Below are 23,004 nucleotides of genomic sequence, written 5' to 3'. Positions count from 1 at the left end.
GATGAGCGGACAACTCTCTGGAAAGGTCATCGCGATCACAGGGGCGGCATCGGGTATCGGCCTTGCTTGCGTGCGTGGTTGTCTCGATGCGGGTGCCCGTGTGGTCCTGATCGACTATGCGGATGACAAGCTGCGCAGCCTGGCTGCCGAGCTCGGCGAGAATGCAATTCCCTTGCGGGTGGATCTCACCAATCCGGAAAGCGTGGCAGGCATGATGCCGGGCATTCTGGACAAGGCCGGTCACCTCGATGCCTTCCATGCCAATGCCGGCGCCTATATCGGCGGCGATTTCGTCGATGGCGATCCGGACGCCTTTGACCGGATGCTGGACCTGAATGTCAATGCCGTATTCCGGACAGTCCATGCGGTCCTGCCACACATGATCGAGCGGGGCACCGGAGACATTGTCGTCACCAGCTCCGTCGCCGGCCACACCGCGGTGCCATGGGAGCCGATCTACACCGCTTCCAAGCACGCGGTTCAGGCGTTCGTCCACGCGCTGAGGCGCCAGGTCGCCAAACACGGCATTCGTGTCGGCGCGATCGCCCCCGGGCCGGTGCTGACGCCCCTCGTCGCCAACTGGCCGAAGGAGAACCTCGACCGGGCGATGGCGTCCGGAAATCTGTTCGATCCAAAGGAAATCGCCGAAGTCCTGCTGTTCATGCTGACGCGGCCGCGGACGGTGACGATCCGGGACATCGTCATTCTGCCGGCCAACTTCGACATCTGAAACGCAGCATATCGGCGTCAGCGCTTCAGTCAGCGAGCGCCCGTAACATCGGCCGAATGGCCCGCATGGCGCATCATGCGGCGAAAACTCATGGAGATATGCGCCCGCCTGATGTGGCCGATCGAGTCCCAGTCGCCGATCTCGGCGGCGGCAAGCACTTCCTCCATCTCGCGGCGGAAGGCGGTGAACTCCTCCACCAGGCCGAGTTGCGGCATCATCTTGAGGACGACGCGCGAGACCTGGAAATAGAGCCGTTCGCTGATCTCGCGCAGTGGCTGGTTTCCTGTCATTGCACTGAGTTCGTAGAAGAAATCCCTGTTGAGGCGCAGGAAGGCGCGCTGATCCGGCTCGCGCATATCGGTCTCGCATTGCTCGATCAAAGCTCGGATCCGGTCGAGATCCGCGGCCGTGCGTGGGATCGGCGTGAGCTTGCCGATCAGTAGCGCCAATTCCAGACGCAGATGGTAGACCTGCTGGAGCTCCTCGACATTGACGTCGGTGACGATCGTGCCGACGCCATGGACGGATTGAACAAGACCTTCCGATTCGAGGCGCGTGAGCACACGTCGAACCGGCGTGCGGCTGATCTCGAACTCCTGGGCGAGCTCTTCTTCCGAAAGATGGCTGCCGGGTGCGTAGTCGAGCAGGCAGATGCGGTCGCGCAATATCAGGTAGATGCGTTCGGACCGCTCCCGTGCCGAAGGCGGACGCGCGGCCGCCGAAGCCGCGTGGATAACCATATCGTCCGCTTCAAGCGTCATCCAGCCTCCAGAACGGCACGGAGGAACTGCTGCGTGCGCTCATTCTTCGGCGCTCCGAACAATTCCTTCGGCGGACCCTGTTCGCAGATCTTGCCCGCATGGAAGAAGCAGACGCGATCGGAAAATTCCTTGGCGAAGCCCATCTGGTGGGTAACCATCAGCATGGTCAAGTCGTGCTCTCTGCCGAGCTTGCGAATAACCTCCAGCACTTCCCCGACAAGTTCGGGATCGAGCGCCGAGGTCACCTCGTCGAACAGCATAATCTTGGGCCGCATGGCGAGCGCGCGGGCGATGGCGACACGCTGCTGCTGGCCGCCAGACAGCTGCGAGGGGTAGTGGCCCTTTTTCTGCCCGAGCCCCACCATCTCCAATAGATCGGCCGCGCGCGCCTCCGCATCCGCGCGCTTCATGCCGAGGACCGTGATCGGCGCCTCGATGCAGTTCGCCATCGCGGTCATGTGCGGGAAGAGATTGAAGGACTGGAACACCATGCCGATCTTGGCGCGGATCTTGCGGATGTGATTGATGTCGGCCGGCACCAGCTTGCCGTTCCGCTGCATATGCGTCAGCGGCTCGCCCTCCACCCAGATCACGCCGTCATTGATCGTCTCCAGTGTCATCAGCATGCGCAGCACCGTGGTCTTGCCCGACCCGGACGGGCCGATGACCGAGACCTTCTCGCCGCGCTTTATCTCGAGATCGAGGCCGTCGAGCACGGTCAGCGTGCCATAGCGTTTCGAGACGTTTTCGAAGCGAACCATGGGTTGTTCGGTCATCGCATGGTCCTCCGGTTGAGCACGCCTTCAAGGGAGCGGATGAGGGCTGCCGAAACCAGGCTCATCGCAAGAAAGAACAGGCCAACGAGCGTGATCGGCTCGGTGTAGCGGAACGTCTCGGAACCGATGATCTTGGCGGTCTGCATCAATTCCAGGACCGCGATCGCCGAAAGCAGCGGCGTCTCCTTGAACAGCGCGACGAGATAGTTGCCCAGCGCCGGCACGATCGGCGGGATGGCCTGCGGGATAATGATGTCCTTGAACGTCGTCCACGACGAGAGATTGAGCGCGATCGATGCTTCCCACTGGCCGCGATGGATATTGTCGAAGCCGGCGCGATAAACCTCCGAGCAATAGGCGGCATAGTGGATGCCGATGGCGAGCACTCCAGCCGTGAAGGCGTCGAGCACGACGCCGAATTTCGGCAATACGAAATAGAGGAAGAATATCTGGATAAGCAGGGGCGTCGAGCGGATCAGCTCGACCAGCACCGAGATCGTCCAGCCGGTCCACGGCACCGCGATGCGCACAACGGCCAGGACAAGACCGAGCAAGGCGGCGATCGCGAAGCCAAGCAGCGTCGCCTCTATGGTGACGATCGCCGCACGGCCAAGCACGGGCAGGATTTCGAAGGCGAATGCCCAGTCCCAGATCATGCCGCCCTCCCCCGTGCCAGGCCCAGCGACGCGCGCCTTTCAAGAAGTCGCATGCCGATCGTCAGCACCAGCGACATGGCCAGGTACATCAGCAGGACGAGCGTGAAGATCGGGATGGTCTTGAACGTGTTCTGGTTCATCTGCTGCGCCTTGAAGGCCAGGTCCGAAAGCGTGATCAGCGAAACCAGCGCCGTCGATTTCAACAGCTCGATGAAGAGGTTGCCCCAGGGCGGGATCATCGCGACGAACGCCTGCGGCAGGATGATCCGCCGCAACATCTGGGCGCGGCTCATGTTGAGCGCGGTTGCCGCCTCCCATTGGCCGCGCGCGACGGACTGGATCGCGCCGCGAACCACTTCCGAGCCGTAGGCCCCGACATTGAGGCCAAGGGCAAGCACGGCAACAGGAAATGCATCGAGCATGACGCCGAATTGCGGCAGCACAAAAAACAGCCAGAACAGCTGCACCAGCGCCGAGGTGCCGCGGAAGATCTCGACATAGACCGTCGCCAGCCAGCGGAGCGGCGCCGGGCCGTACATCCGCGCCAACGCGGCGAGCACGCCCATGACGACGGCGAGCAGGCTGCCCAGAAGGGCGATCTCGATCGTCAGGACCGCGCCTTGCAGCAGTCCCGGCAGGAAGAGCCTATAGGTCTCCTGCGTCGCCAGGACGCCGATGACGGCGAGTGCCGCGACAAGCATGCCGACCAGCGTACGGATTCCCATCTACCCCTCCTTGCAAAGGGGGCGGCGCGTTTTGCGCCGCCCAACGGTAGGGGAAACTATTCGCCCGCGCAAAGCTGCGCGGTGGTCTTGTTCGGGAGGTAGTCCTTGCCGAAGCCGAGCGGCTCGACCAGCGCGATATGCTCAGGCGACCCCAGGAACGTCTTCAGCTCGGCGTTGAACGCCTCCAGCAGATCGGTGTCTTCCTTGCGGAAACCGAAGCCGCCATGGCCTTTCACCGACTTGCCGGCAACCTCGCCGAACGGCTTGGTCGATTCGACGCCGTCGGCCTTCTTAGCCATGTCGGCGATGGACAGCGCAGTCAGCGCCGCCGCGTCGGCCCGGCCTGCCTGGACGGCGGCAACGAGGCTGGACTGATCGGGCAGCGAGACGATCTGGTCAGCGGCTACTCCGGCGTCCTTCGCGTAGCCGCCTTCGACGGCGCCAGCCATCACGGCGAGTTTCAGGTCGGGATTGTCCTTGATGCTCGAATAGTCCTTCACGCCTTTCGGATTGCCCTTGAGCACGAGCATGGCCTGGCCAATGCCGTAGGACGGCTCGGAGAAATTGATCTCCGCACAGCGCTTGGGGTTGATGAACATGCCGGCGGCGATGATGTCGAACCGGCCTGCCTTGAGCCCGGGAATGAGCGAACCGAATTCGGTGAGAACGCCATCCACCTGCTTGATGCCCATCTTGGCAAGCACCGCCTTGGCGACTTCCGGCGCCTCGCCGGTCAGCTTGCCGTCTGGCGTGGCGAAGCCGAATGGCGCCTCGTTGGCAAAGCCGACGCGAATGTAGCCGTCCTTCTTGGCCCGTTCGAGGGTGGTCTCCGCGTGAGCGGGCAGCGACGTCAATGACGTCGCTGCGATCGCGATAAAAGCAGCGGCTTTCACCACCGCGCGACGTGAGGTCGTTGATTTGAACATGCTTTCCCCTTTTCTTTTTTCAATGGCTGGCCAAGCGGATCGATGTTTCTCCCACATCGTCGATTGGCGCATAAGACGTATACAACTGATCTGGACTTGCTGCAAGCGGCGTTGTAACAATCCATAAATTGCTGACTGCGCATTGCTAATTCAGCGCACCAGCTTCGCTAGTTGTGCACAATTGAGCGTCTTCGGCAGTGTTAGTGTGCCACGAACATGTCTTCGAAAGAGACCCCTGATGGACCGCAATCCGTTTTCCGAAGTCGAGCTGGCAAGACGCCTTGCGAAGCTTCGCGCAGCGCTGATTGAAAGTGACCTCGAAGCGGCGATCATCGTCTCGCCGGAGAATGTCTTTTACTTCACCGGCCTCGATCACTGGGGTTACTTCGCGCCGCATCTCCTTATCGTTCCGCTCGATCGAAAACCGATCCTGGTCACGCGTTCGATGGAGCGCGTGACCATCGAGAACCAGGTCAAGGCAGCCGAATTTCGCGGCCATTCCGATAGCGAGACCGCGGCCGATCTCGCTGCCCGCGTGCTGTCCGAACTTGGTCTCGCGGACAAGCCGATCGGCCTCGAATACTGGACATCCGGGCTGAGCCACGGTCTCGCTCTCAGGCTCAAGGCGCAAACCGCTGCCATATGGAGCGACATCTCCGGCCTGGTCGACACGATGCGGCGCGTTAAAAGTGCCGAGGAGCAGGCCCTCATGCGCCGCGCTGCCAAGGTGACGGACGCCGCCGCCGCCGCCGCGATCGAAGCGATTTCCGATGGCGCGGCCGAGCAGGATGTCGCGGCGCAATGCGTGGCGGCGATGATCCGGGCCGGCGGCCACGCTCCAGGCTTCGGCCCGTTCATCCGCCCGGCTGCCCGGCTTGGCGAAGAGCACACCACCTGGGGTGACAAGAACTACAGATCCGGCGAGCCGGTGTTCCTCGAACTGTCCGGCTGCGTCTCGCGCTATCACGCGCCGCTCGGACGGCTGGTCCGTATCGGCGGCATCAGCGACGCGGACGCGGCGATGGCCGAGACGACTGCGAACGCCTTCGACGCTGTCGTCGCCGCCCTCAAACCGGGCGCCAAGGCGCGCGATGTCTACGCAGCCTGGCAGAACGTCGTCGATGACGCGGGCCTCTCGCACTACCGGCGGCACCATTGCGGGTATCTGGTCGGCGCTGGCCAGCCGCCCTCCTGGACCGGCGGCAATTCGGTGACCGGGCTTCGTCACGATTCCGACATCGAAATCGAGGCCGGCATGAGCTTTCATATCCTGTCCTGGCTGATGGGCACGGGCCGCGGCGACGATTTCATCTCCAACACCGTGCTTCTGACCGGCAGCGGAGCGGAAGTGCTCACCCGCACTCCCATCGGCCCGATTGTCCGCTGATATGACGCGCTATTTCGCACTCTCGATTTTCCGCAACGCGCTGTCGGGCCAGAAGCATTGGCGTGCGGCCGAACCGCAGGCACTCCAATGAACCCGGTCACACTTAGCGATATCCAGGCCGCGCGGCTGCGGATCGCCGACAAGATCGAGCGGACCGCAACGGTCCGTTCTCAGGCGCTTTCGGAGATTGCCGGGGTGCCGGTGTTCCTCAAGTTGGAGCATCGGCAGACGACCGGCAGTTTCAAGCTGCGCGGCGCGTCCAACGCAGTCGCCCTGCTCTCTCCTGCCGAAAAGTCGCGCGGCGTGGTCGCTGCATCCACTGGCAATCATGGGCGCGCGCTGGCGCATGCGGCAAAGCTCGAGGGCGTGCGCGCCGTCATCTGCATGTCGCGTCTGGTTCCCGACAACAAGCTTGCCGAAATCCGTCGCCTCGGCGCCGACATACGCATTGTCGGCGACAGCCAGGACGACGCGCAACAAGAGGTCGATCGGCTGGTCCGCGACGAGAACATGGCCATGGTTCCGCCCTTCGACCATCCTGCCGTGATTGCCGGACAAGGCACAATCGGCTTCGAGATGATCGAAGCCGTACCTGCCGCCAGGACAGTTCTGGTCCAGCTTTCCGGCGGCGGGCTCGCAGCCGGTATAGCTGCCGCGGTAAAAGGCATTTCGCCGGCCATACGTGTCATCGGCGTTTCGATGCAACGCGGCGCCGCCATGAAAGCCAGCATCGATGCTGGCAAGCCACTCCCGGTGACGGAGCTGCCGACGCTCGCGGACTCGCTGGGCGGCGGCATCGGCCTGACCAATGAATACACTTTCCGCATGTGCCGCGACCTGCTCGACGAGGTGGTGCTGCTGACCGAGGCCGAGATCGCCGAGGGTATTCGGCATGCCTACGCCGTCGAGCGTGAGATTGTCGAAGGCGCCGGCGCCGTTGGTATCGCGGCGATCTTGGCCGGCAAGGTCAGGCTGGAAGGCGAAACCTTCGTGCTGCTGTCGGGCCGCAACATCGGCATGGACCTGCACCGCGGCATCGTCTGCGGAACATGGACGAATGACGAGGAGACCAATCCATGAGCCGCATGACCATCTTGACCAAGGCCGAACTGAGAAAGGTCGTCAAGCTTGATCTCGCAGCGGTGGCCTGCGTCGAGCACGCCTTTCGGGCACTGGCCACCTTGCCGGTTTCGATGCCGCCGATCCTGCGCCTCGATATTCCCGAGCATCGCGGCGAGGTCGATGTGAAGACGGCATACATCCCCGGCGTCGATGGCTTCGCCATCAAGATCAGCCCTGGCTTCTTCGACAATCCCAAGCTCGGACTGCCCAGCCTCAACGGCATGATGGTGTTGTTGTCAGCCAGAACGGGCCTGGTCGAAGCCCTTTTGCTGGACAATGGTTATCTCACCGATGTCCGCACGGCAGCGGCCGGCGCAGTCGCCGCCAAGCACCTGTCACGACCGGACTCGTCCGTGGCTGCCGTCTACGGCGCCGGTGTCCAGGCGCGGTTGCAACTCGAAGCGCTGCTTTTGGTGCGGCCGATCCGGCAGGCGCGCATCTGGGCGCGTGACGGGGCCAAGGCCGAGGCCACCGCGGCCGATCTGAGCCAATCGCTCGGCATCGACGTCGGCGCCGTGTCCGATCCTCGCCAGGCTGCCGCCGAAGCCGATATCATCGTCACGACGACGCCATCCGAGAAACCGGTGTTGATGGCGCAGTGGCTGAAGAGCGGCCAGCACGTCACGGCCATGGGATCGGATTCCGAGCACAAGAACGAGATCGATCCGGCGGTGTTCGAAAAAGCCGTCTACGTCGCCGACAGCCTCAAGCAGACGCGGCGGCTGGGCGAACTGCATCACGCCATCGCCGCCGGAATCGTCGCCGCGGAACAGGCGTTCCCGGAGCTTGGCGCAGTCATTGCCGGTACGTCGCCAGGACGCACATCCCCCTCCGACATAACCCTGGCCGATCTCACCGGCACCGGCGTACAGGACACCGCGATCGCCACGCTTGCCCGCGATCGCGCCAATGCGGCCACGGCCGGCACATCGTTCGAAAGCTAGAGCATGATCCCGAACTGACGGTCAGCGTAGCAAAAAGTTGCAGACTTTTCGGACAAGATCATGCGAACAAACAATGACTTAGAACCGGGACAAATGAAAATGACCACTGCAAATCTGAGGTTCTCCCGGCAGGAATATTCCGAGCGCCTGGCCAAGACGCGCCGTGCCATGGAGGCCAAGGGCATCGACCTGCTGATCGTCAGCGATCCGTCCAACATGCACTGGCTGACCGGCTATGACGGCTGGTCCTTCTACGTCCACCAGGCGGTCATCGTGCCGCCCGATGGAGAACCTGTCTGGTACGGCCGCGGCCAGGACGCCAACGGCGCCAGGCGCACCAGCTATCTCTCCGACGACAACATCGTGCCCTATGCGGACCACTATGTGCAGTCGACCGAGCGGCATCCGATGGACTATCTCGCCCAGGTTCTCGGCGAGCGGCGCTGGGACAAGCTCGCCATCGGGGTCGAACTGGACAATTACTGGTTTTCCGCCGCGGCCTTTTTGTCCCTGCAAAAGCATTTGCCGAACGCGCGCCTCATCGACGCGACGGCGCTGGTGAACTGGCAGCGCGCCATCAAGACGGAGACCGAAATCGGTTACATGCGCAACGCCGCCCGCATCGTCGAGGCCATGCACAAGCGCATCGTCGACAAGGTAGAGGTCGGCATGCGCAAATGCGACCTCGTCGCCGAGATCTATGATGCCGGAACACGCGGCGTCGACGGGATTGGCGGCGACTACCCGGCGCTTGTGCCGCTGCTCCCCTCGGGCGAGGATGCGTCGGCGCCGCATCTCACCTGGGACGACAAGCCCATGAAGCCGAATGAAGGCACGTTCTTCGAGATCGCCGGTTGCTACAACCGCTATCACTGCCCCTTGTCGCGCACCGTATTTCTCGGCAGGCCGACACCGGCTTTTCTCGACGCGGAGAAGGCCACGCTGGAAGGCATGGAAGCGGGCCTCGCCGCCGCCAGACCGGGCAATGCCTGCGAGGACATCGCCAATGCGTTTTTCGCGGTCCTGAAGCGATATGGCATCGTCAAGGACAGCCGCACCGGCTATTCGATCGGCCTTTCCTACCCGCCGGACTGGGGTGAGCGCACGATGAGCCTGCGGCCCGGCGACCGCACCGAACTCCAGCCGGGCATGACCTTCCATTTCATGACGGGTCTGTGGCTGGAAACGATGGGGCTGGAGATCACCGAGTCGATCCTGATCACCGAGACGGGCGTCGAATGCTTGGCCAACGTGCCTCGCCAGCTTTTCGCCAAGGATTGATGATGCCGACAGATGCCCAGCGGCCCTCGTCGATCACGCCGACCATCGACCTCGCCAAATCAGGGGTCCAGCATGGCCACCTTCGCCTGCCCTACAGCCGTGACGACTCGGCCTGGGGCTCGGTGATGATTCCAATCGCCATGATCCGCAATGGCAACGGGCCGACCGCCCTTCTCACCGGGGGCAATCATGGCGACGAGTATGAGGGACCGCTTGCCTTGTTCGAGCTTGCGCGTACCTTGTCCCCGAAGGATGTCAACGGCACGGTCATCATCGTGCCGGCCATGAACTACCCGGCGTTTCGCGCCGGCACGCGCACCTCGCCGATCGACAAGGGCAACATGAACCGATCCTTCCCCGGACGTCCTGACGGCGCGGTGACGGAGAAAATCGCCGATTATTTCCAGCGCCAGCTATTGCCCCGCGCGGACATCGTGCTCGACTTCCACTCCGGCGGCAAAACTCTTGATTTCATTCCCTATTGTGCCGCGCACACTCTCCCCGACCAGGCGTTGTCCGCAAAGGCCTTCGCAGCCGTCGAGGCATTCTCGGCGCCATGGTCGATGAAGATGCTCGAAATCGACTCGGTCGGCATGTACGACACTGCCGCCGAAGATCTCGGCAAGATCTTCGTCACCACCGAGCTTGGCGGCGGCGGCACGTCGACCGCGCATACGGTCAGCATTGCCCGGCGTGGTGTTCTGAATGTGCTCAGACACGCGGGCATCGTCGCCGGCGCTGTCGATCAGCGGCCGACGCGCTGGCTGGACATGCCGTCAGGCGATTGCTTCTGCTTTGCCGAGGACGACGGTATGATCGAGACGATGGTTGATCTTGGCGAACCAATCACAGCCGGACAGGTCGTTGCCCGCATTCACCCCATCAGCCGGACCGGCGTGACGCCGAAGGAGATTGTGGCAAGAATGTCGGGCCTTCTCGTCGCGCGACACTTTCCCGGTCTCGTCAAGGCCGGCGATTGCGCCAGCGTCATTGCGGTTGCCATCGAATGAGGCTCATCCGCCACGATGCGGTTCCAGGCCTGCGGAGTTGTCCGCAATGACATCCGCGCGGCTCGATCCCATCGATCTCAGGATACTGGAGGCCGTTCAGCGAGACGGCCGCATTACCAAACTTGCCTTGGCGCAAAAGGTCGGCCTGTCGCCGACGCCCTGCTGGATGCGGCTGCGCAAGCTGGAAAAGGCCGGCATCATCTCCGGTTATCACGCAAAGGTGGCGATCCGTGCGCTGGCGCCGATCGCCACCGTACTGATGGAAGTGACACTTGCCAGCCACCGCCAAGCCGATTTCGATCGCTTCGAGCGCGCCATCCGCGACATGCCCGAGATCGTCTCCTGCTGGTCGGTGGGCGGCGGCGTCGACTACGTGCTGAAAGTGATGGCGCGCGATATCGACGCCTATCAGCGTCTCGTCGATGGCTTGCTCGAACGCGAAATCGGCATCGACCGCTATTTCACCTACATCGTCACCAAGACGGTCAAGGAAGAGATCGTGCTGCCGGTAGCCGAACTGCTGCCAGCGCAGCCATAGCGACATCAGAGAGATCGTCTGGCAGGGCGGCGCAATAAAGACAATCTCTCTACACCGGGACATGCAAACAGCCTCTCTGTCCGTGCCGTGCGGATAGTCTTGCCCGTAACACCTGCACCGGGAGGCTCGACCATGTCCGCGCATTTCGCCCGCTCGCACCGTCACGAAGCGCTCGACCAGCTGGCCGACCGGCGGCTGTTGCGTGAGCTCGCCTATGTCGATGGGCGCTGGACGGCGAGCGAGGCCGGAAAGAGTTTCGAAGTCACCGACCCGGCGACCGGCACGACTGTCGCCTGGGTCGCCGCGCTCGACGCCGGGCAAACGACGGCGGCCATCGATGCGGCCTCCCGGGGCTTCCCGGCCTGGCGCGGACTGCTGCCGCAAGAGCGGTCGAGAATCCTGCGCCAATGGTTCGAGCTGATCATTGCCGCCAAGCAGGATCTGGCGCTGCTGATGACGCTGGAACAAGGCAAGCCGCTAAAGGAGTCGCTTGGCGAGATCGATTACGCCGCCTCCTTCGTCGAATGGTATGCCGAAGAAGCAAAACGCCTCAATGCCGAGAGCGTCACCAGCCATCTGCCAAACGCCGAGATGATGGTGCGGCGCGAACCGCTCGGTGTCGTCGGCGTCGTCACGCCCTGGAATTTTCCGGCGGCGATGCTGACCCGAAAGGCGGCGGCAGCGCTTGCCGCCGGCTGCACCATCGTCGCGCACCCCTCCTCCGAAACGCCGCTGTCGGCGCTGGCGTTGGCCGAGCTCGGCGAACGCGCCGGCCTGCCGGCGGGCGTCTTCAACGTCATCACCGGCAGTGCTTCGGCGATTGTCGGGCGGATGTGCGAAGACCCACGCGTCCGCGCCATGAGCTTCACCGGATCGACTGAAGTCGGCCGGCTGATCGCGGCGCAGTGCGCGCCGACGATGAAACGCCTGGTCATGGAGCTTGGCGGCCATGCACCGCTGATCGTCTTCGACGACGCCGATCTCGACAAGGCGGTGACGATTGCGGTCGATGCTAAATTCGCCACCTCCGGGCAGGATTGCCTTGCGGCCAACCGCATCCTTGTTCAGCGCGGTATCTACGATCGTTTCTGCGCGGCCTTTGCCACGCGCATTTCGGCCTTGAAGACCGGCCACGGCATTGCCGCGGATGTCGATATCGGACCTCTCATGCACGAACGCGCGGTGAGGAAGGTCGAGCAACAGGTCGCCGATGCGCTGGCCCGCGGCGCTCGCTGCCTCACCGGCGGCGGCCGCCACCAGGCCGGGCCATTGTTCTACCAGCCCACGCTGCTGGTTGACGTGCCGGACGATGCGTTGATCATGCGCGAAGAGACATTTGGACCGGTCGCGGCAGTGGCCGCCTTTGATACGGAGGACGAGGTCGTCGCCCGCGCCAATGCCACGGAATATGGCCTTGTCGCCTATGTCGTGACCGAGAACGGCGCCCGGCAGCAGCGCTTGGGCCGCGCGCTCGACTACGGCATGGTGGCGATCAACCGCGTCAAGATCACCGGCGCGCCGATCCCCTTCGGCGGCGTCAAGCAGTCGGGCATCGGCCGCGAGGGCTCGCGCCACGGGCTGGAGGCCTTCACCGATCTCAAATACCTTTGTCTCGACGTGGCCTAAGCCGCGTTGGGTTCTTCGTTTCGTCAGGAGTCAAAAGAATGCTCGACCAGTCCAACGAACTCGCCGCCTGGGATCGCGACCACTTCTTCCATCCCTCGACCCACATGGGCACGCACGCGCGGGGTGAGAGCCCGACCCGCATCATGGCCGGCGGCGAAGGCGTCACCGTCTGGGACAACAATGGCAAGAAGAGCATTGATGCCTTTGCCGGGCTCTATTGCGTCAATGTCGGCTATGGCCGCCAGAAGATCGCCGACGCCATCGCCGCGCAGGCGAAGAACCTGGCCTACTATCACGCCTATGTCGGCCACGGCACCGAGGCCTCGATCACGCTCGCCAAGATGATCATCGATCGCGCGCCGAAAGGCATGAGCCGCGTCTATTTCGGCCTGTCGGGTTCCGACGCCAACGAGACCAACATCAAGCTCATCTGGTACTACAACAATGTTCTGGGACGGCCGGAGAAGAAGAAGATCATCTCACGCTGGCGCGGCTATCACGGCTCCGGCGTCATGACCGGTTCGCTCACCGGGCTCGATCTGTTCCACAATGCCTTCGACCTGCCGCGCGCCCCAATCCTGCACACCGAGGCGCCCTATTATTTCCGCCGCGCCGACCGCTCGATGAGCGAGGAGCAGTTTTCGCAATATTGCGCCGACAAGCTCGAGGAGATGATTCTCGCCGAAGGGCCGGAGACCGTCGCCGCCTTCATCGGCGAGCCGATCCTCGGCACCGGCGGCATCGTGCCGCCGCCAGCCGGCTACTGGCAGAAAATCCAGGCGGTGCTGAAGAAATACGACGTGCTGCTGGTCGCCGACGAGGTGGTGACCGGCTTCGGCCGGCTGGGCACGATGTTCGGCTCCGACCACTACGATATCGAGCCCGACCTCATCACCATCGCCAAAGGCTTGACCTCGGCCTACGCGCCGCTGTCGGGCGTCATCGTTTCGGACAAGGTCTGGCAAGTGCTGGTGCAAGGCTCAGACAAGCTCGGTTCGCTGGGCCATGGCTGGACCTATTCGGCGCATCCGATCTGCGTTGCCGCCGGCGTCGCCAATCTCGAACTGATCGACGAGATGGACCTGGTCAGAAACGCCGGCGAGACCGGCGCCTATTTCCGCGCCGAACTTGCGAAAGCCGTGGGCGGCCACAGACATGTCGGCGACGTCCGCGGCGACGGCATGTTGGCGGCGGTCGAGTTCGTCGCCGACAAGGATGACCGCGTCTTCTTCGATGCCTCGCTGAAGATCGGGCCGCAGGTGGCCACAGCGCTTGCTGAGCGTGGTGTCATCGGCCGGGCCATGCCCCAAGGCGACATCCTCGGCTTCGCCCCGCCGCTCTGCCTGACGCGCGAGGAAGCCGACATCGTCGTGTCAAAAACAGCGGACGCGGTGAACAGCGTGTTCGGCCACGGCTGACATCCTCACCGATGGGACTATGCCGTAGAGGCCGCCCAACAGGCCGGCCGGGATGTCCAGCGCCTTAGCCAGATGAGGGTATAAATCGAAGAACCTCATTTGCGGGCAACTTCGGGTCAAGGCCGGGCGAGCGCCATGAGAGCACCGGCGTCTGCAAGATCAGCAAGGCTCCAAAGCGCGTCGGCAAGCGGAGCAACAGTGAGCGTTGGGCAACCGTAATGCGCCAGCGCGACGAACTTCTCTCTGAGCGCTGGGTCCGACATGGGTCGAGCAAGGCTGCCGTTTGCGACTTTTTCGGTCACCTCGACCGAGGAGCCATCCGCATATCGGATCGAGACATGAGCGGCTTCGACCGGCGTGCCGGCATCGATCTCAACCGCGTGGACCTTGGCGCGCAAGGCCCTCACTTGCGGATCGTTCACGGCGGCATCGCTGAATTCCTCCGCACCCGCACGACCGCGCAGCAGGCTGACGGCGACCGCATGCTGGGCGCTCACTTGCGCCTCGCGCCCCGTGGTGACTTCCGGCCGATCGGCGCGGACCTTGAGTAAAGGGGCGCCGCGTACGACGACTTCGGCAATTCGGTCAGCGGAGAAATTGGGTTCGGCGCGGGCACTAAGGCAGGCATCGATCACAGGGTTCAGCACCACGCCGCAGGGGTAAGGCTTGAACATGTTGCGCAGCATTTCCCAATCCCGTCCCAGTCCACCCTCGATCAGTTCGGGCCTTGGCTGGTCCGAGCAGACTTTCAGGAAACCGCGCGGTCCCTCGAGCGGTTGCGGCGGCCCTTCGACACCGCACTGCGCCATCAGGGCCGAGACAAGACCGCCGCGAGCCGCATTGCCGATGCCCGTGCTCTTGGCCATGAAGCCGAGCGTCTCGACCAGGCCGGAAGCCTGCGCGGCGGCATTGCCGAGCGCCCAGAGGATCTCGTCCTCGCTGAGATCGAGAAGTTTCGCGGCGGCCACGGCGGCGCCGAAGATCCCGCATGTCGACGTGATGTGCCAGCCGCGGTCGTAGTGGCTGGGCGAGACCGCGTTGCCGATGCGGCAGGCGACCTCCACCCCCAGGGTAAAGGCATGGAGGAGTTCCGCGCCGCTCACCGGGCGCGTTTCGGCAAAAGCCAGCACGACCGGCGCGACGGGCGCGGTGGGATGGATGATCGTCCCGGCATGGGTGTCGTCGAAGTCGAAGACATTTATCGCCGCTGCGTTGAGGAAAGCGGCCGTCAATGCGTCCCGCCGCTGGGCATGGCCGATGACGGTCGCGGTCTCGCCGGCCGAAAAAGGCGCGAGGCTCTCGGTCAACCGCAGCACCGCCTGATCTGACGAGCCGCCGAGCGCCGTTCCGAAGCCATTGAAGACAGATCTCATCGCGTGCGCGCGGACCGGCTCCGGGACATCCTCCCAGCGGGAGCGGTGAACGAAAGCCGCGAGCCGGCGCGAGAGGCCTGTGGCGGAAGGCTGTAAAACAGCGCCGGTCATGCGCGGGTCTCCGATCTGCAACCGCGACGCATCAGCCCCTCGCCTTGCCGCCGGCAACGGTCACACCGGCCCAGCCCTCGATCGGCTTGATGATTTCGGTCAGGTCCGCATCCGCGCCGAGATCGCCCTTTGCCACCGTCAGAAGCTGCCGTACCGCGCCGCCGACGATCATCGGCACGCCAAGCGCGTCGCTCTCCTCGAGGCAGAGCCGGATGTCCTTCGCCGACAGACCGATCGAGAAGCCAAAATCGAAACTGCGGGTCAGGACGAATTTCGGAATCTTGGTCATCGTCGCATTGGAGCTGCCGCTGCCCGAATTGATCACTTCGATTAGCACGTCGGGATCGATGCCGGCCTTGGTGCCGAGCACCAGCGCCTCGGAAGCAATGGACAGCGCCGTCACCGACATCAAATTGTTGATTACCTTGATCATTTGCCCCATGCCCGGCTCGGCGCCGACATGGATTGGCTTGCCGAGCACTTCGAGGATTGGCTGCACCGTCTCCATGACAGACACGTCGCAGGCGACCATCATCGCCAGCGTGCCCTTCTCGGCGCCGCCGACGCCACCGCTTACCGGGCAGTCGACCGTCGTAATGCCAGCCGCCTTCAGGCCTTCGGCGATCTGCCGCTCGGTGCGCGGGCCAGTGGTCGACAGGTCGATGACGATTTTGGCCCCCTTCCCCGATGCAAGCCCGTCGGGCCCGAGGGCGACGGCCTGCACAATCTCAGGCGTCGGCAGCGACAACAGCACCACATCGGACTGACCCATCAGCTCCGCCGGGGTCGCGGCCCTTCCCGCTCCCTCTCCTGCCAGTTCCGAGACGGCGACGGTGTTGGTGTCAAAGACGGTAACGGTATGGCCAGCGGCGATCAGCCGTCTCACCATCGGTGTTCCCATGCGTCCTATGCCGGCAAAACCCAGCTTGAGTTTGGTCATCGTGATCTCCTGCTTGAAAGCCAGTGCAGCTCAGGTCCGCGCGCGAATGCTCATGGCGCTGCTGCAATCGGATTGAGGTCCAGGCGCACGATATCCTCGACCCCCTGCAGCGCGGCCGGATAGCGCGCCAGGACAAGCGGGTCGTGGCCCGGAATGACATGTTTGGGCGAACTGGCGAGCCTGCGCATCGTGGCGTAGCCTTCGAGCATGTCGGTGGCGCTCTCCAGCACCGGAAAGGGCCGGTTCTGCTCGAAATTGGCATAGAAGTGCGAGGCATCGGACCCGAGCACCACCCAGCCGCGCGCCGTCTTCACCCGGATCACCTGCAATCCCTTCGAGTGGCCGCCGACGCGGTGCACCGTGAGGTTCGGCGCGATCTCGGAGATCCCGTCATGGAACGTCACCCGCCCGGCGAAGAGCTTGGCCACCATGCTGGCCACATCCTCATAGGCGAAGGGATGGCGCAGATAGTCGTGGCACATGCAGCGCCCGGTGCAATAGGCCATCTCCACGTCCTGGACATGGTAGCGGGCATTCGGGAACAGGTCGTGGTTGCCGGCATGATCGAAATGCATGTGCGACAGGATCACGTCCTCGACCTTGTCCGGGTCGATCCCGATCATCTTCAGGCCTTCGCCGACCGGCCGCAGCAGCTGCCTTTGCCGCTTCTCAGCCACCTCTGCGTCGTAGCCCGTGTCGAACACGAAGGTCCGCGTCTTGCCGACGATGGCCCAGACGAAATAGTCAAGCGGCATTGGGCCGTCGTGCGGATCGCCGCCGATGAAATTCGCCGCCGCGTTGCGGTCGTGGTGCCCGTAGCGAACCGCGTAGAGTTCATAAGTGTCATCCATGCGTGCCTCCTTTCGCTGCCATGGCGTCATCCGGCCGGGTCACGTCGATCCGGATCAGCTCAGCTCGCAAGCCATCCACCCTCGACCGGGAGCATGGCTCCTGTCATGTCGCGCGCAATCGGCCCGCAGAGAAAGACCAGGAGGTCGGCGACGCTCTGTGGCGAGACGAAGCTGCCGCCGGGCTGCTTGCCTTCCAGAAAGAGGCGCTCCGCCGCGCCGCGGTCAATACCTTGATCCGCCATCAACTCCTCCACCCGGCTCTCGGTCCCCGGTGTCAGCACCGAGCCGGGACAGAGGCTGTGGCAGGTGACGTCGACGTCCAGATTCTCCAGTGCCACTGCCCTTGTGAGGCCGAGAATAGCGGACTTCGTCGTCACATAGCCAACACGGCCTGGTGTGCCGCGCATGCCGTAGACGGAGGTTATGTTGAAGATGCGCCCGAAGTTCTGCGCCCGCATCTGCGGCAGCAACAGGCGGACGGCATGGAAAATGGCCGAGAGGTTCACGGCCAGCGCCATATCCCATTGATCGGGCGGGAAATCCATGATCGATGCGAAATGCCGTACGACCGCATTGTTGATAAGGATATCCGCCCCGCCAAGTTCGGCGTTGGCCGCTGCGACAAGCCCATCCACCCCTGCTGGCGTGGACAGATCAGCCCTGTGATAGGCAATCTGTGAGCCTGTCCTGCGGGCCAGGGTTTCGCGCTGCGGCTCGACCGCCTCGGGCGTTTCGAGCCCGTGCAGCATCACGCTGCAGCCGGCCTCGGCAAGCCGGGCGGCCATCACCTGTCCCAGCCCCGCGGTGGAGCCGGTGATCAACGCACGCCGTCCCTTCAGGACTTTTGCCGAGGCGGGAAGCATCGCCTGTTCTGTTTCCTTCGACACGCTCATATCCTGCCCCGCCGCTTCGTGAGCATCGCCAAAGTCCTCGTCCCGGCCCGGACGCAGCGTCGCGTCAGTAATCTTTTTGGTACCGGTAACAGAAATGGACTATAGAGCAGCGCCGTCAGCGATGCAACCGCTGCTACCGGGTCGCGGCGATCAAGTGCTTTCGCGCTGGATCAATTCGAATTTCAGATCAACGACACTGCCGCGCAGGTGCTCGGCCCCGTCCATGATTCGGCTGAGCAGGATACGCGCCGTTCGCTCGCCGATATCATAGCGCGGCAGCCTCAGCGTGGTGACGGATGGGCTGACGTGACGCAAAAGGTCCACGTCGTCGAAGCTTGCCAGAGCGATCCGGCCAGGCACCGCCCAGCCGCGCTTCTGGCACTCGAAGAGCGCGCCGACGACCAGCACGTCTCCCGCGCAAAACAGCGCGTCGACTTCCGGCACGCTCTGCACCACGCGCGCCATCACCTCCGCCCCGGCGGCGAGGCCGCGCTCCGTCTCCAGCACGATACGGGGATCGGGATCGAGGCCAAGCTGTCTGAGCGCGGCATGATAACCTTGCAACCGGTCCTGCGAGCGGTCGTTGTGGACCGAGTAGAGGCTGGCGAAGGCAATCTTGCGGTATCCGAGCCGGCCGAGATGCATCGTCATTGCATAGGATGCATCGTAATTGGAGAAACTGACCACCATATCCAGCGGTTCTCTGGGTATATTGCCGTTTTCGACCACCGGTATGCCTGATTTCCGGATCTTTTCCGCAGCCTGCGGCGTATGCTCGGTACTGTGCAGAACCAGGCCACTCACGCGGTGACTGAGGAAGACCGTTATCAGCTCCTCCTCCTCGTTTGGGTCATAGCCCGACTCGGCGATCATCAGCTGGAAGCCTGAGCTTTTGAGCACCTCCGACAAGCCCTTGACCGTTTGCGTGTAGATCGAGTTGTCGATGCTCGGCACGATCAGTCCAATCGTCGTGGAGCGGTTCGAGGACAGGCTGCCGGCCAGGTGGTTCGGCAAATAGCCGATCTCGCGCACCGCCCGGAGCACCCTTTCGCGCATCTCTTCGGAGACTTTGCCAGGCTCGTTCAGCGCCCGTGACACCGTCATGGTGGAGACGCCGGCGCGAGCCGCCACGTCCCGCATCCTCGCACTGCCGCTATGCGGATTTCCGTCTCCAGACGATCTCTTCGGCATTTCCCATCACAGTCCGATGTGGCGGCGGAAATCAAATCACTGCGTGAGTGGGCAAACAAGCCTTCACGACAGAATTCCGCAATAGTATTGTTACCGATACCAAAATCCAGTATTGCCTGAAAGGCTTTGCGCATTCAGGGGTTCCGTGGAGATCGCAATGGATGGAACGGCAAACAGCGGAGAGGAACGGGCGGTGCTTCGCTACGTGGCGGCTGCTCGACCGGTACAGCAGCTGATCAGCGAGACGCTGACGCAAGTCGCTGGCTTCGCGCTGTTGCTGATGACCTCGCGCCGCCGCGCCGCGCTCGCCGAAGGCGCGCTCGCCGGGGCGCGGGAGGCAGCAACGCGAGCAGCCGAGGAGGTGCGCGCGCTCGCAGTGCCCGAAGTCGCTACGCATCACCATCACCATCTGCATGGCGCCGCCGAAACGCTCCTCCGCGCCTGCGTCGCGGCGTTGGAGTCTCGCCGGATCGATACCGCTGAGCAAACCGATCTGCTCGTCCGGACGCTGCGGGCGTCAAGCGACCACCTTCGAGCCACGGCCCGTCTGTTGCCGGGCTTCGAACTTGTCGATTTCGGCCAGGCGTGCTGCGCGGCCCATGCGCCGCAGCGCTTGTTGCAGGAAGTCACGTGAGTCAACGGTATCAGGGAGGATGAAATGGCGGACTACTCGATTTGGGTGCTCGAATATGCGGCGGTGGAGAAGTTTCCCTTCAGCGTCATGATGTACGGCCCTCAGCATCAGGGCACACGCAAACTGCCCTATGCCTACGCACTGCTTAAGGGAAAAGGCGAGACGATCCTGATCGACACCGGCTACGACCACGTTGCCTATGGCGAACAATTGGCGACCGCCTACGGGGTCTCGAACTATCACGGACCGCGCGAGGTTCTGGCCGAATGCGGCGTCAAGCCGGAAGACGTGACCAGCATCTTCATCACCCATGCCCATTTCGACCACATGGGCGCCATGCATCTGTTTCCAAACGCGAAATTCTATGTCCAGAAGAGCGAGCTGGACAAATGGGTCTGGGCTCTGACCTTGGGCCCGGAATACCGTTTCCTGACCGGTGGCGGCGATCCCGCCGACATCGTGCGCGCCGTCGAGGCGGCGAAGGAAGGCCGCATGATCTGTATCGACGGCGACCAGCAGGATGTCTTGCCGGGCATCGACGTCCATCTGGCCGCCGATACCCATACTTATGGCAGCATGTATGTCACCATCCGCAACGACGGCGCCAGGGATGGCGAGGACAAGTGGATCTTCGCGGGCGACTTGATTTATACCTACGACAATCTGACCGGCCTCGATGCGGATGCGCCGCAGATCGTGCCGATCGGCCTTGCCGTCGGCAGCCAGCACAATTTGATCTTCTCCAGCGTTGAGATGCTGAAATCGGTGGGTGGCGAAGTGCGGCGGGTGATTCCCGTCCACGAGGATCGGCTGCGCACCACATTTCCGTCGCGGCTCACCGACAAGGGCCTGCAGGTGGTGGAGATCGCGCTCGCAAAGGGCGAGAAAAGCTGGGTGGATTGAACCTTGCGCGACAGGGCGCACAGACGCCCTGCCCAAGCTGCACCTTAAGAATTCAGAGCTGGTCAGCGCCGGCGACGAAGCCGCCGCCATCGATCACAATCGCCTGGCCGGTAATGAATGAGGCTGCGTCCGATGAGAGGAACAGCACAAGCTGGGCAATCTCGGACGGATCGCTGATGCGCCCCATGGGGATCATCGGCAGGACCGTATCCTTTGCCCCCTGCTCGCTGCCGAACATGCCGCGCAGCAGCGGCGTCATCACCGAGCCCGGCGCGATGGCGTTGACGCGGATGTTCTTGCGCGCCACTTCCAGCGCCACCGAATTGGTTAGCCCGATCACCCCCCACTTGCTCGCGCAGTAAACGGCGGTGGTGGCAAAACCCATGACGCCGAAGAGCGATGACGTGTTGACGATCGCGCCGCCGCCCTTGGCAATCATATGCGGGATCTGATGCCTCAGTCCGTTGAACATGCCGCGTAGATTGACGTCCATCAAGAGGTCGTAGTCGGCGTCGTCGAGCTCGTGCACGGGCGCCGTCTTGCCGGGCACGCCCGCATTGTTGAAAGCGACATCGATCCTGCCGAAGCGCTCGAAGGCTTTCTGGTGCAGCGCGGCCATCGCCTTGCTGTCACGCACATCGGTCTCCATGAACTCGATCTCGACGCCCAGCGGCTTCACCTCCTCCTTGAGGCTGTTGCCAAATTCGGCGCCGATGCCGGCGACAAAAAGATTTGCCCCCGCCTGGGCGAAGGCCAGCGCCGTGGCACGGCCAATGCCGGTGGTTCCACCGATCAAGATGACGTTCTTGCCGGAAAAATCGTATTTCACTTGCATGTTGGTTCCTCCTATGGCCCGCGGCCTCAAGACATTCGCGGCAAGGATCGCCCGCGCCGTGGCTATCCATAACCTTGACGTGATACCGCTAACAAGTGAAAATAGGGAAAGATGCGCGCAGTGTAGCGGCGCTTGTCCAATTTTGGGCCAAAAACGAATTTTCCGGACAAGCAAGCCGCCTATTGCCGCCCTTCCGAATGTAATTTATGATACCGGTATCAAATGCGACCGATCCAGGCAGCTAAGCAAGCCGTGGACCCAATTCGCGGGGCGCCAAACGGACTTGGAGAGGCACACCGCTTCGAGGCTTGGCCGGAGGAGTGGGTTTTTGGGTGCAAGGAGCAAACGAAGACCGCTGAAATCTCGTGAAGGGAAGGCGCCGGCCCCATCGTGGGGACGGTCGACAGGGAGAGAGGATTTCCAAATGTATAAACTGCTGCTTGCCGCATTGACGGCCGGCGCCATGATGGTTGCCACCGTCGCCCAGGCGAAGACGCTTGGCGTCGTTGCACTTCTGGCCAACGATGCCCTCAACATAGCCGTCATCGGCGGCGCGACCGAAGCCGCCAAGGCTGCCGGCTGGGACGTCAAGGTGACCGATACGCAGGCGAGCGCCGACCAGGCCAACGCCGCGATGAATTCTTTCGCCGCGCAAAAGGTCGACGCGATCTTCGTGCTTGCCTTTGCCAGCAGCTCCATTGGCTCCGGTCTCGCCGCTGCACGCGATGCGGGCATTCCCGTCGCCACCTGGGGCGGCGAGATCGTTCCCGGCATCGTCGTGACGACGAGCGGTCGCCAGGTCGGCGATGACTCGGTGAAGTTCCTGATCGACAAGGTTGGCGAAAAGGCCGACGTTCTGGCAATGACCTTCCACCCCGGAAAGCTCTGCATCGATCGCGGCATCGCCTTCGACGAGGGCGTCAAGGGCAAGTCCGACGTCAAGGTGGACTACAGCGAAGTGACGGCGCCCGGGCAGGTCCAGTTCGGCAACGCCACCGCCGCGGCCTGGCTCACCGCGCATCCCGCCGGCGGCGACAAGCCGCTCGCCATCTGGGCGTGCTGGGATGAGCCGATGCAGGGAGCCGTCGCTGCAATGCGCCAGGCCGGCCGCACCGACGTCACCACGGTCTCGATCAACGGCAGCCCGCAAGCACTGCAACTGGTCAAGGAAGGCGACCTGACGGCGACGGTCTGGCAGCCGGCCTACCAGGAGGGCAAGGAGGTCTTCCAGGCCATCCTCGACTCGATCAAGGCCGGAGCCTCCTGGCAGCCGAAGGATATCCAGATCCCCGGGATCGTGGTCACCAAGGACAATGTCGACAAGTTCATGGCCGAACATCCCAATGGCATGTGAGACCTTGCAGCGCCTGGCG

General features: G+C 63.2%; 23 protein-coding genes. 12 read left to right on the top strand and 11 right to left on the bottom strand.

From position 1 onward, the window contains the following. Position 1: 1 nt before the first annotated feature. Positions 2–730, top strand: a complete 729-nt coding sequence (locus AC0L2H_RS10145; protein ID WP_473590065.1) for an SDR family oxidoreductase — start codon at positions 2–4, stop codon at positions 728–730. Between the two features lie 29 nt (positions 731–759). Here the strand turns inward: AC0L2H_RS10145 and AC0L2H_RS10140 are convergent, their stop codons facing one another. The 5 genes from AC0L2H_RS10140 to ehuB are packed head-to-tail and all read right to left on the bottom strand — an operon-like array spanning position 760 to position 4,574. Continuing rightward, positions 760–1,491, bottom strand: a complete 732-nt coding sequence (locus tag AC0L2H_RS10140) for a GntR family transcriptional regulator (RefSeq protein ID WP_473590064.1) — start codon at positions 1,489–1,491, stop codon at positions 760–762. Next, positions 1,488–2,267 (bottom strand): ectoine/hydroxyectoine ABC transporter ATP-binding protein EhuA, encoded by a 780-nt coding sequence (ehuA, locus tag AC0L2H_RS10135; RefSeq protein WP_107650820.1) that lies wholly within the window; start codon positions 2,265–2,267, stop codon positions 1,488–1,490. The genes AC0L2H_RS10140 and ehuA overlap by 4 nt, the downstream gene beginning before the upstream one ends. After that, a complete protein-coding gene (gene ehuD / locus AC0L2H_RS10130) occupies positions 2,264–2,923 on the bottom strand; it encodes an ectoine/hydroxyectoine ABC transporter permease subunit EhuD (protein ID WP_097571494.1) in 660 nt (219 codons plus the stop codon). Before ehuD ends, ehuA begins: the two co-directional genes overlap by 4 nt. Then, positions 2,920–3,648: an ectoine/hydroxyectoine ABC transporter permease subunit EhuC gene (ehuC, locus tag AC0L2H_RS10125; protein ID WP_473590063.1), complete on the bottom strand. Its 729-nt coding sequence runs from the start codon at positions 3,646–3,648 to the stop codon at positions 2,920–2,922. The genes ehuD and ehuC overlap by 4 nt, the downstream gene beginning before the upstream one ends. 56 nt (positions 3,649–3,704) lie before the next feature. Next, a complete protein-coding gene (ehuB, locus tag AC0L2H_RS10120; protein WP_473590062.1) occupies positions 3,705–4,574 on the bottom strand; it encodes an ectoine/hydroxyectoine ABC transporter substrate-binding protein EhuB in 870 nt (289 codons plus the stop codon). Between the two features lie 238 nt (positions 4,575–4,812). Between ehuB and AC0L2H_RS10115 the strand changes: the two genes are divergently transcribed. The 8 genes from AC0L2H_RS10115 to AC0L2H_RS10080 all read left to right on the top strand — a co-directional run bounded on the left by AC0L2H_RS10115 (position 4,813) and on the right by AC0L2H_RS10080 (position 13,900). Next, on the top strand, positions 4,813–5,961 hold the full coding sequence (locus tag AC0L2H_RS10115) for a M24 family metallopeptidase (protein WP_473590061.1): 1,149 nt from the start codon (positions 4,813–4,815) through the stop codon (positions 5,959–5,961). Positions 5,962–6,048: 87 nt separating this feature from the next. After that, a complete protein-coding gene (gene eutB, locus AC0L2H_RS10110) occupies positions 6,049–7,041 on the top strand; it encodes a hydroxyectoine utilization dehydratase EutB (protein ID WP_473590060.1) in 993 nt (330 codons plus the stop codon). Beyond that, positions 7,038–8,027, top strand: a complete 990-nt coding sequence (gene eutC, locus AC0L2H_RS10105; protein ID WP_473590059.1) for an ectoine utilization protein EutC — start codon at positions 7,038–7,040, stop codon at positions 8,025–8,027. The genes eutB and eutC overlap by 4 nt, the downstream gene beginning before the upstream one ends. A 99-nt stretch (positions 8,028–8,126) precedes the next feature. Beyond that, positions 8,127–9,308, top strand: coding sequence for an ectoine hydrolase DoeA (doeA, locus tag AC0L2H_RS10100; protein WP_473590058.1), 1,182 nt, complete (start codon positions 8,127–8,129; stop codon positions 9,306–9,308). Between the two features lie 2 nt (positions 9,309–9,310). Continuing rightward, entirely contained in the window at positions 9,311–10,318 is a 1,008-nt protein-coding gene (doeB, locus tag AC0L2H_RS10095) for a N(2)-acetyl-L-2,4-diaminobutanoate deacetylase DoeB (protein ID WP_473590057.1), read from the top strand. A 46-nt stretch (positions 10,319–10,364) separates the two neighbouring features. Further along, on the top strand, positions 10,365–10,856 hold the full coding sequence (locus AC0L2H_RS10090; RefSeq protein WP_473590056.1) for an Lrp/AsnC family transcriptional regulator: 492 nt from the start codon (positions 10,365–10,367) through the stop codon (positions 10,854–10,856). Positions 10,857–10,988: 132 nt separating this feature from the next. Next, on the top strand, positions 10,989–12,482 hold the full coding sequence (locus AC0L2H_RS10085; RefSeq protein WP_473590055.1) for an NAD-dependent succinate-semialdehyde dehydrogenase: 1,494 nt from the start codon (positions 10,989–10,991) through the stop codon (positions 12,480–12,482). A 38-nt stretch (positions 12,483–12,520) separates the two neighbouring features. Further along, a complete protein-coding gene (locus AC0L2H_RS10080) occupies positions 12,521–13,900 on the top strand; it encodes an aminotransferase (protein ID WP_473590054.1) in 1,380 nt (459 codons plus the stop codon). Between the two features lie 116 nt (positions 13,901–14,016). On the opposite strand, the gene AC0L2H_RS10075 is transcribed toward AC0L2H_RS10080, so the two are convergent. The 5 genes from AC0L2H_RS10075 to AC0L2H_RS10055 form a co-directional block, all read right to left on the bottom strand. Further along, positions 14,017–15,384, bottom strand: coding sequence for an MmgE/PrpD family protein (locus AC0L2H_RS10075; protein ID WP_473590053.1), 1,368 nt, complete (start codon positions 15,382–15,384; stop codon positions 14,017–14,019). Between the two features lie 31 nt (positions 15,385–15,415). Further along, a complete protein-coding gene (locus AC0L2H_RS10070) occupies positions 15,416–16,324 on the bottom strand; it encodes an NAD(P)-dependent oxidoreductase (RefSeq protein ID WP_473590052.1) in 909 nt (302 codons plus the stop codon). Positions 16,325–16,374: 50 nt separating this feature from the next. Further along, positions 16,375–17,175 carry an N-acyl homoserine lactonase family protein gene (locus tag AC0L2H_RS10065; RefSeq protein WP_473590051.1) on the bottom strand — a complete coding sequence of 267 codons (801 nt, stop codon included), beginning with the start codon at positions 17,173–17,175 and terminating at the stop codon, positions 16,375–16,377. 59 nt (positions 17,176–17,234) lie between these two features. After that, on the bottom strand, positions 17,235–18,068 hold the full coding sequence (locus AC0L2H_RS10060) for an SDR family NAD(P)-dependent oxidoreductase (RefSeq protein ID WP_473590050.1): 834 nt from the start codon (positions 18,066–18,068) through the stop codon (positions 17,235–17,237). 150 nt (positions 18,069–18,218) lie between these two features. Next, on the bottom strand, positions 18,219–19,199 hold the full coding sequence (locus AC0L2H_RS10055) for a LacI family DNA-binding transcriptional regulator (protein ID WP_473590049.1): 981 nt from the start codon (positions 19,197–19,199) through the stop codon (positions 18,219–18,221). Between the two features lie 217 nt (positions 19,200–19,416). On the opposite strand from AC0L2H_RS10055, the gene AC0L2H_RS10050 reads away from it, so the two are divergent. Continuing rightward, the gene (locus AC0L2H_RS10050) at positions 19,417–19,893 is read left to right on the top strand and encodes a hypothetical protein (protein WP_473590048.1); all 477 of its coding nucleotides are present in this window, start codon (positions 19,417–19,419) and stop codon (positions 19,891–19,893) included. A 24-nt stretch (positions 19,894–19,917) separates the two neighbouring features. Further along, positions 19,918–20,796 (top strand): N-acyl homoserine lactonase family protein, encoded by an 879-nt coding sequence (locus AC0L2H_RS10045; protein ID WP_473590047.1) that lies wholly within the window; start codon positions 19,918–19,920, stop codon positions 20,794–20,796. A 52-nt stretch (positions 20,797–20,848) separates the two neighbouring features. Here the strand turns inward: AC0L2H_RS10045 and AC0L2H_RS10040 are convergent, their stop codons facing one another. Then, a complete protein-coding gene (locus tag AC0L2H_RS10040) occupies positions 20,849–21,631 on the bottom strand; it encodes an SDR family NAD(P)-dependent oxidoreductase (protein ID WP_473590046.1) in 783 nt (260 codons plus the stop codon). Between the two features lie 424 nt (positions 21,632–22,055). On the opposite strand from AC0L2H_RS10040, the gene AC0L2H_RS10035 reads away from it, so the two are divergent. Further along, positions 22,056–22,985: a sugar ABC transporter substrate-binding protein gene (locus tag AC0L2H_RS10035; protein WP_097571478.1), complete on the top strand. Its 930-nt coding sequence runs from the start codon at positions 22,056–22,058 to the stop codon at positions 22,983–22,985. The last annotated feature ends 19 nt before the right edge of the window (positions 22,986–23,004 follow it).

The organism is Mesorhizobium sp. WSM4871, from assembly GCF_055811295.1.
Note: the sequence above shows the minus strand (reverse complement) of the source record. Positions and strands in the feature narration are given on the sequence as shown.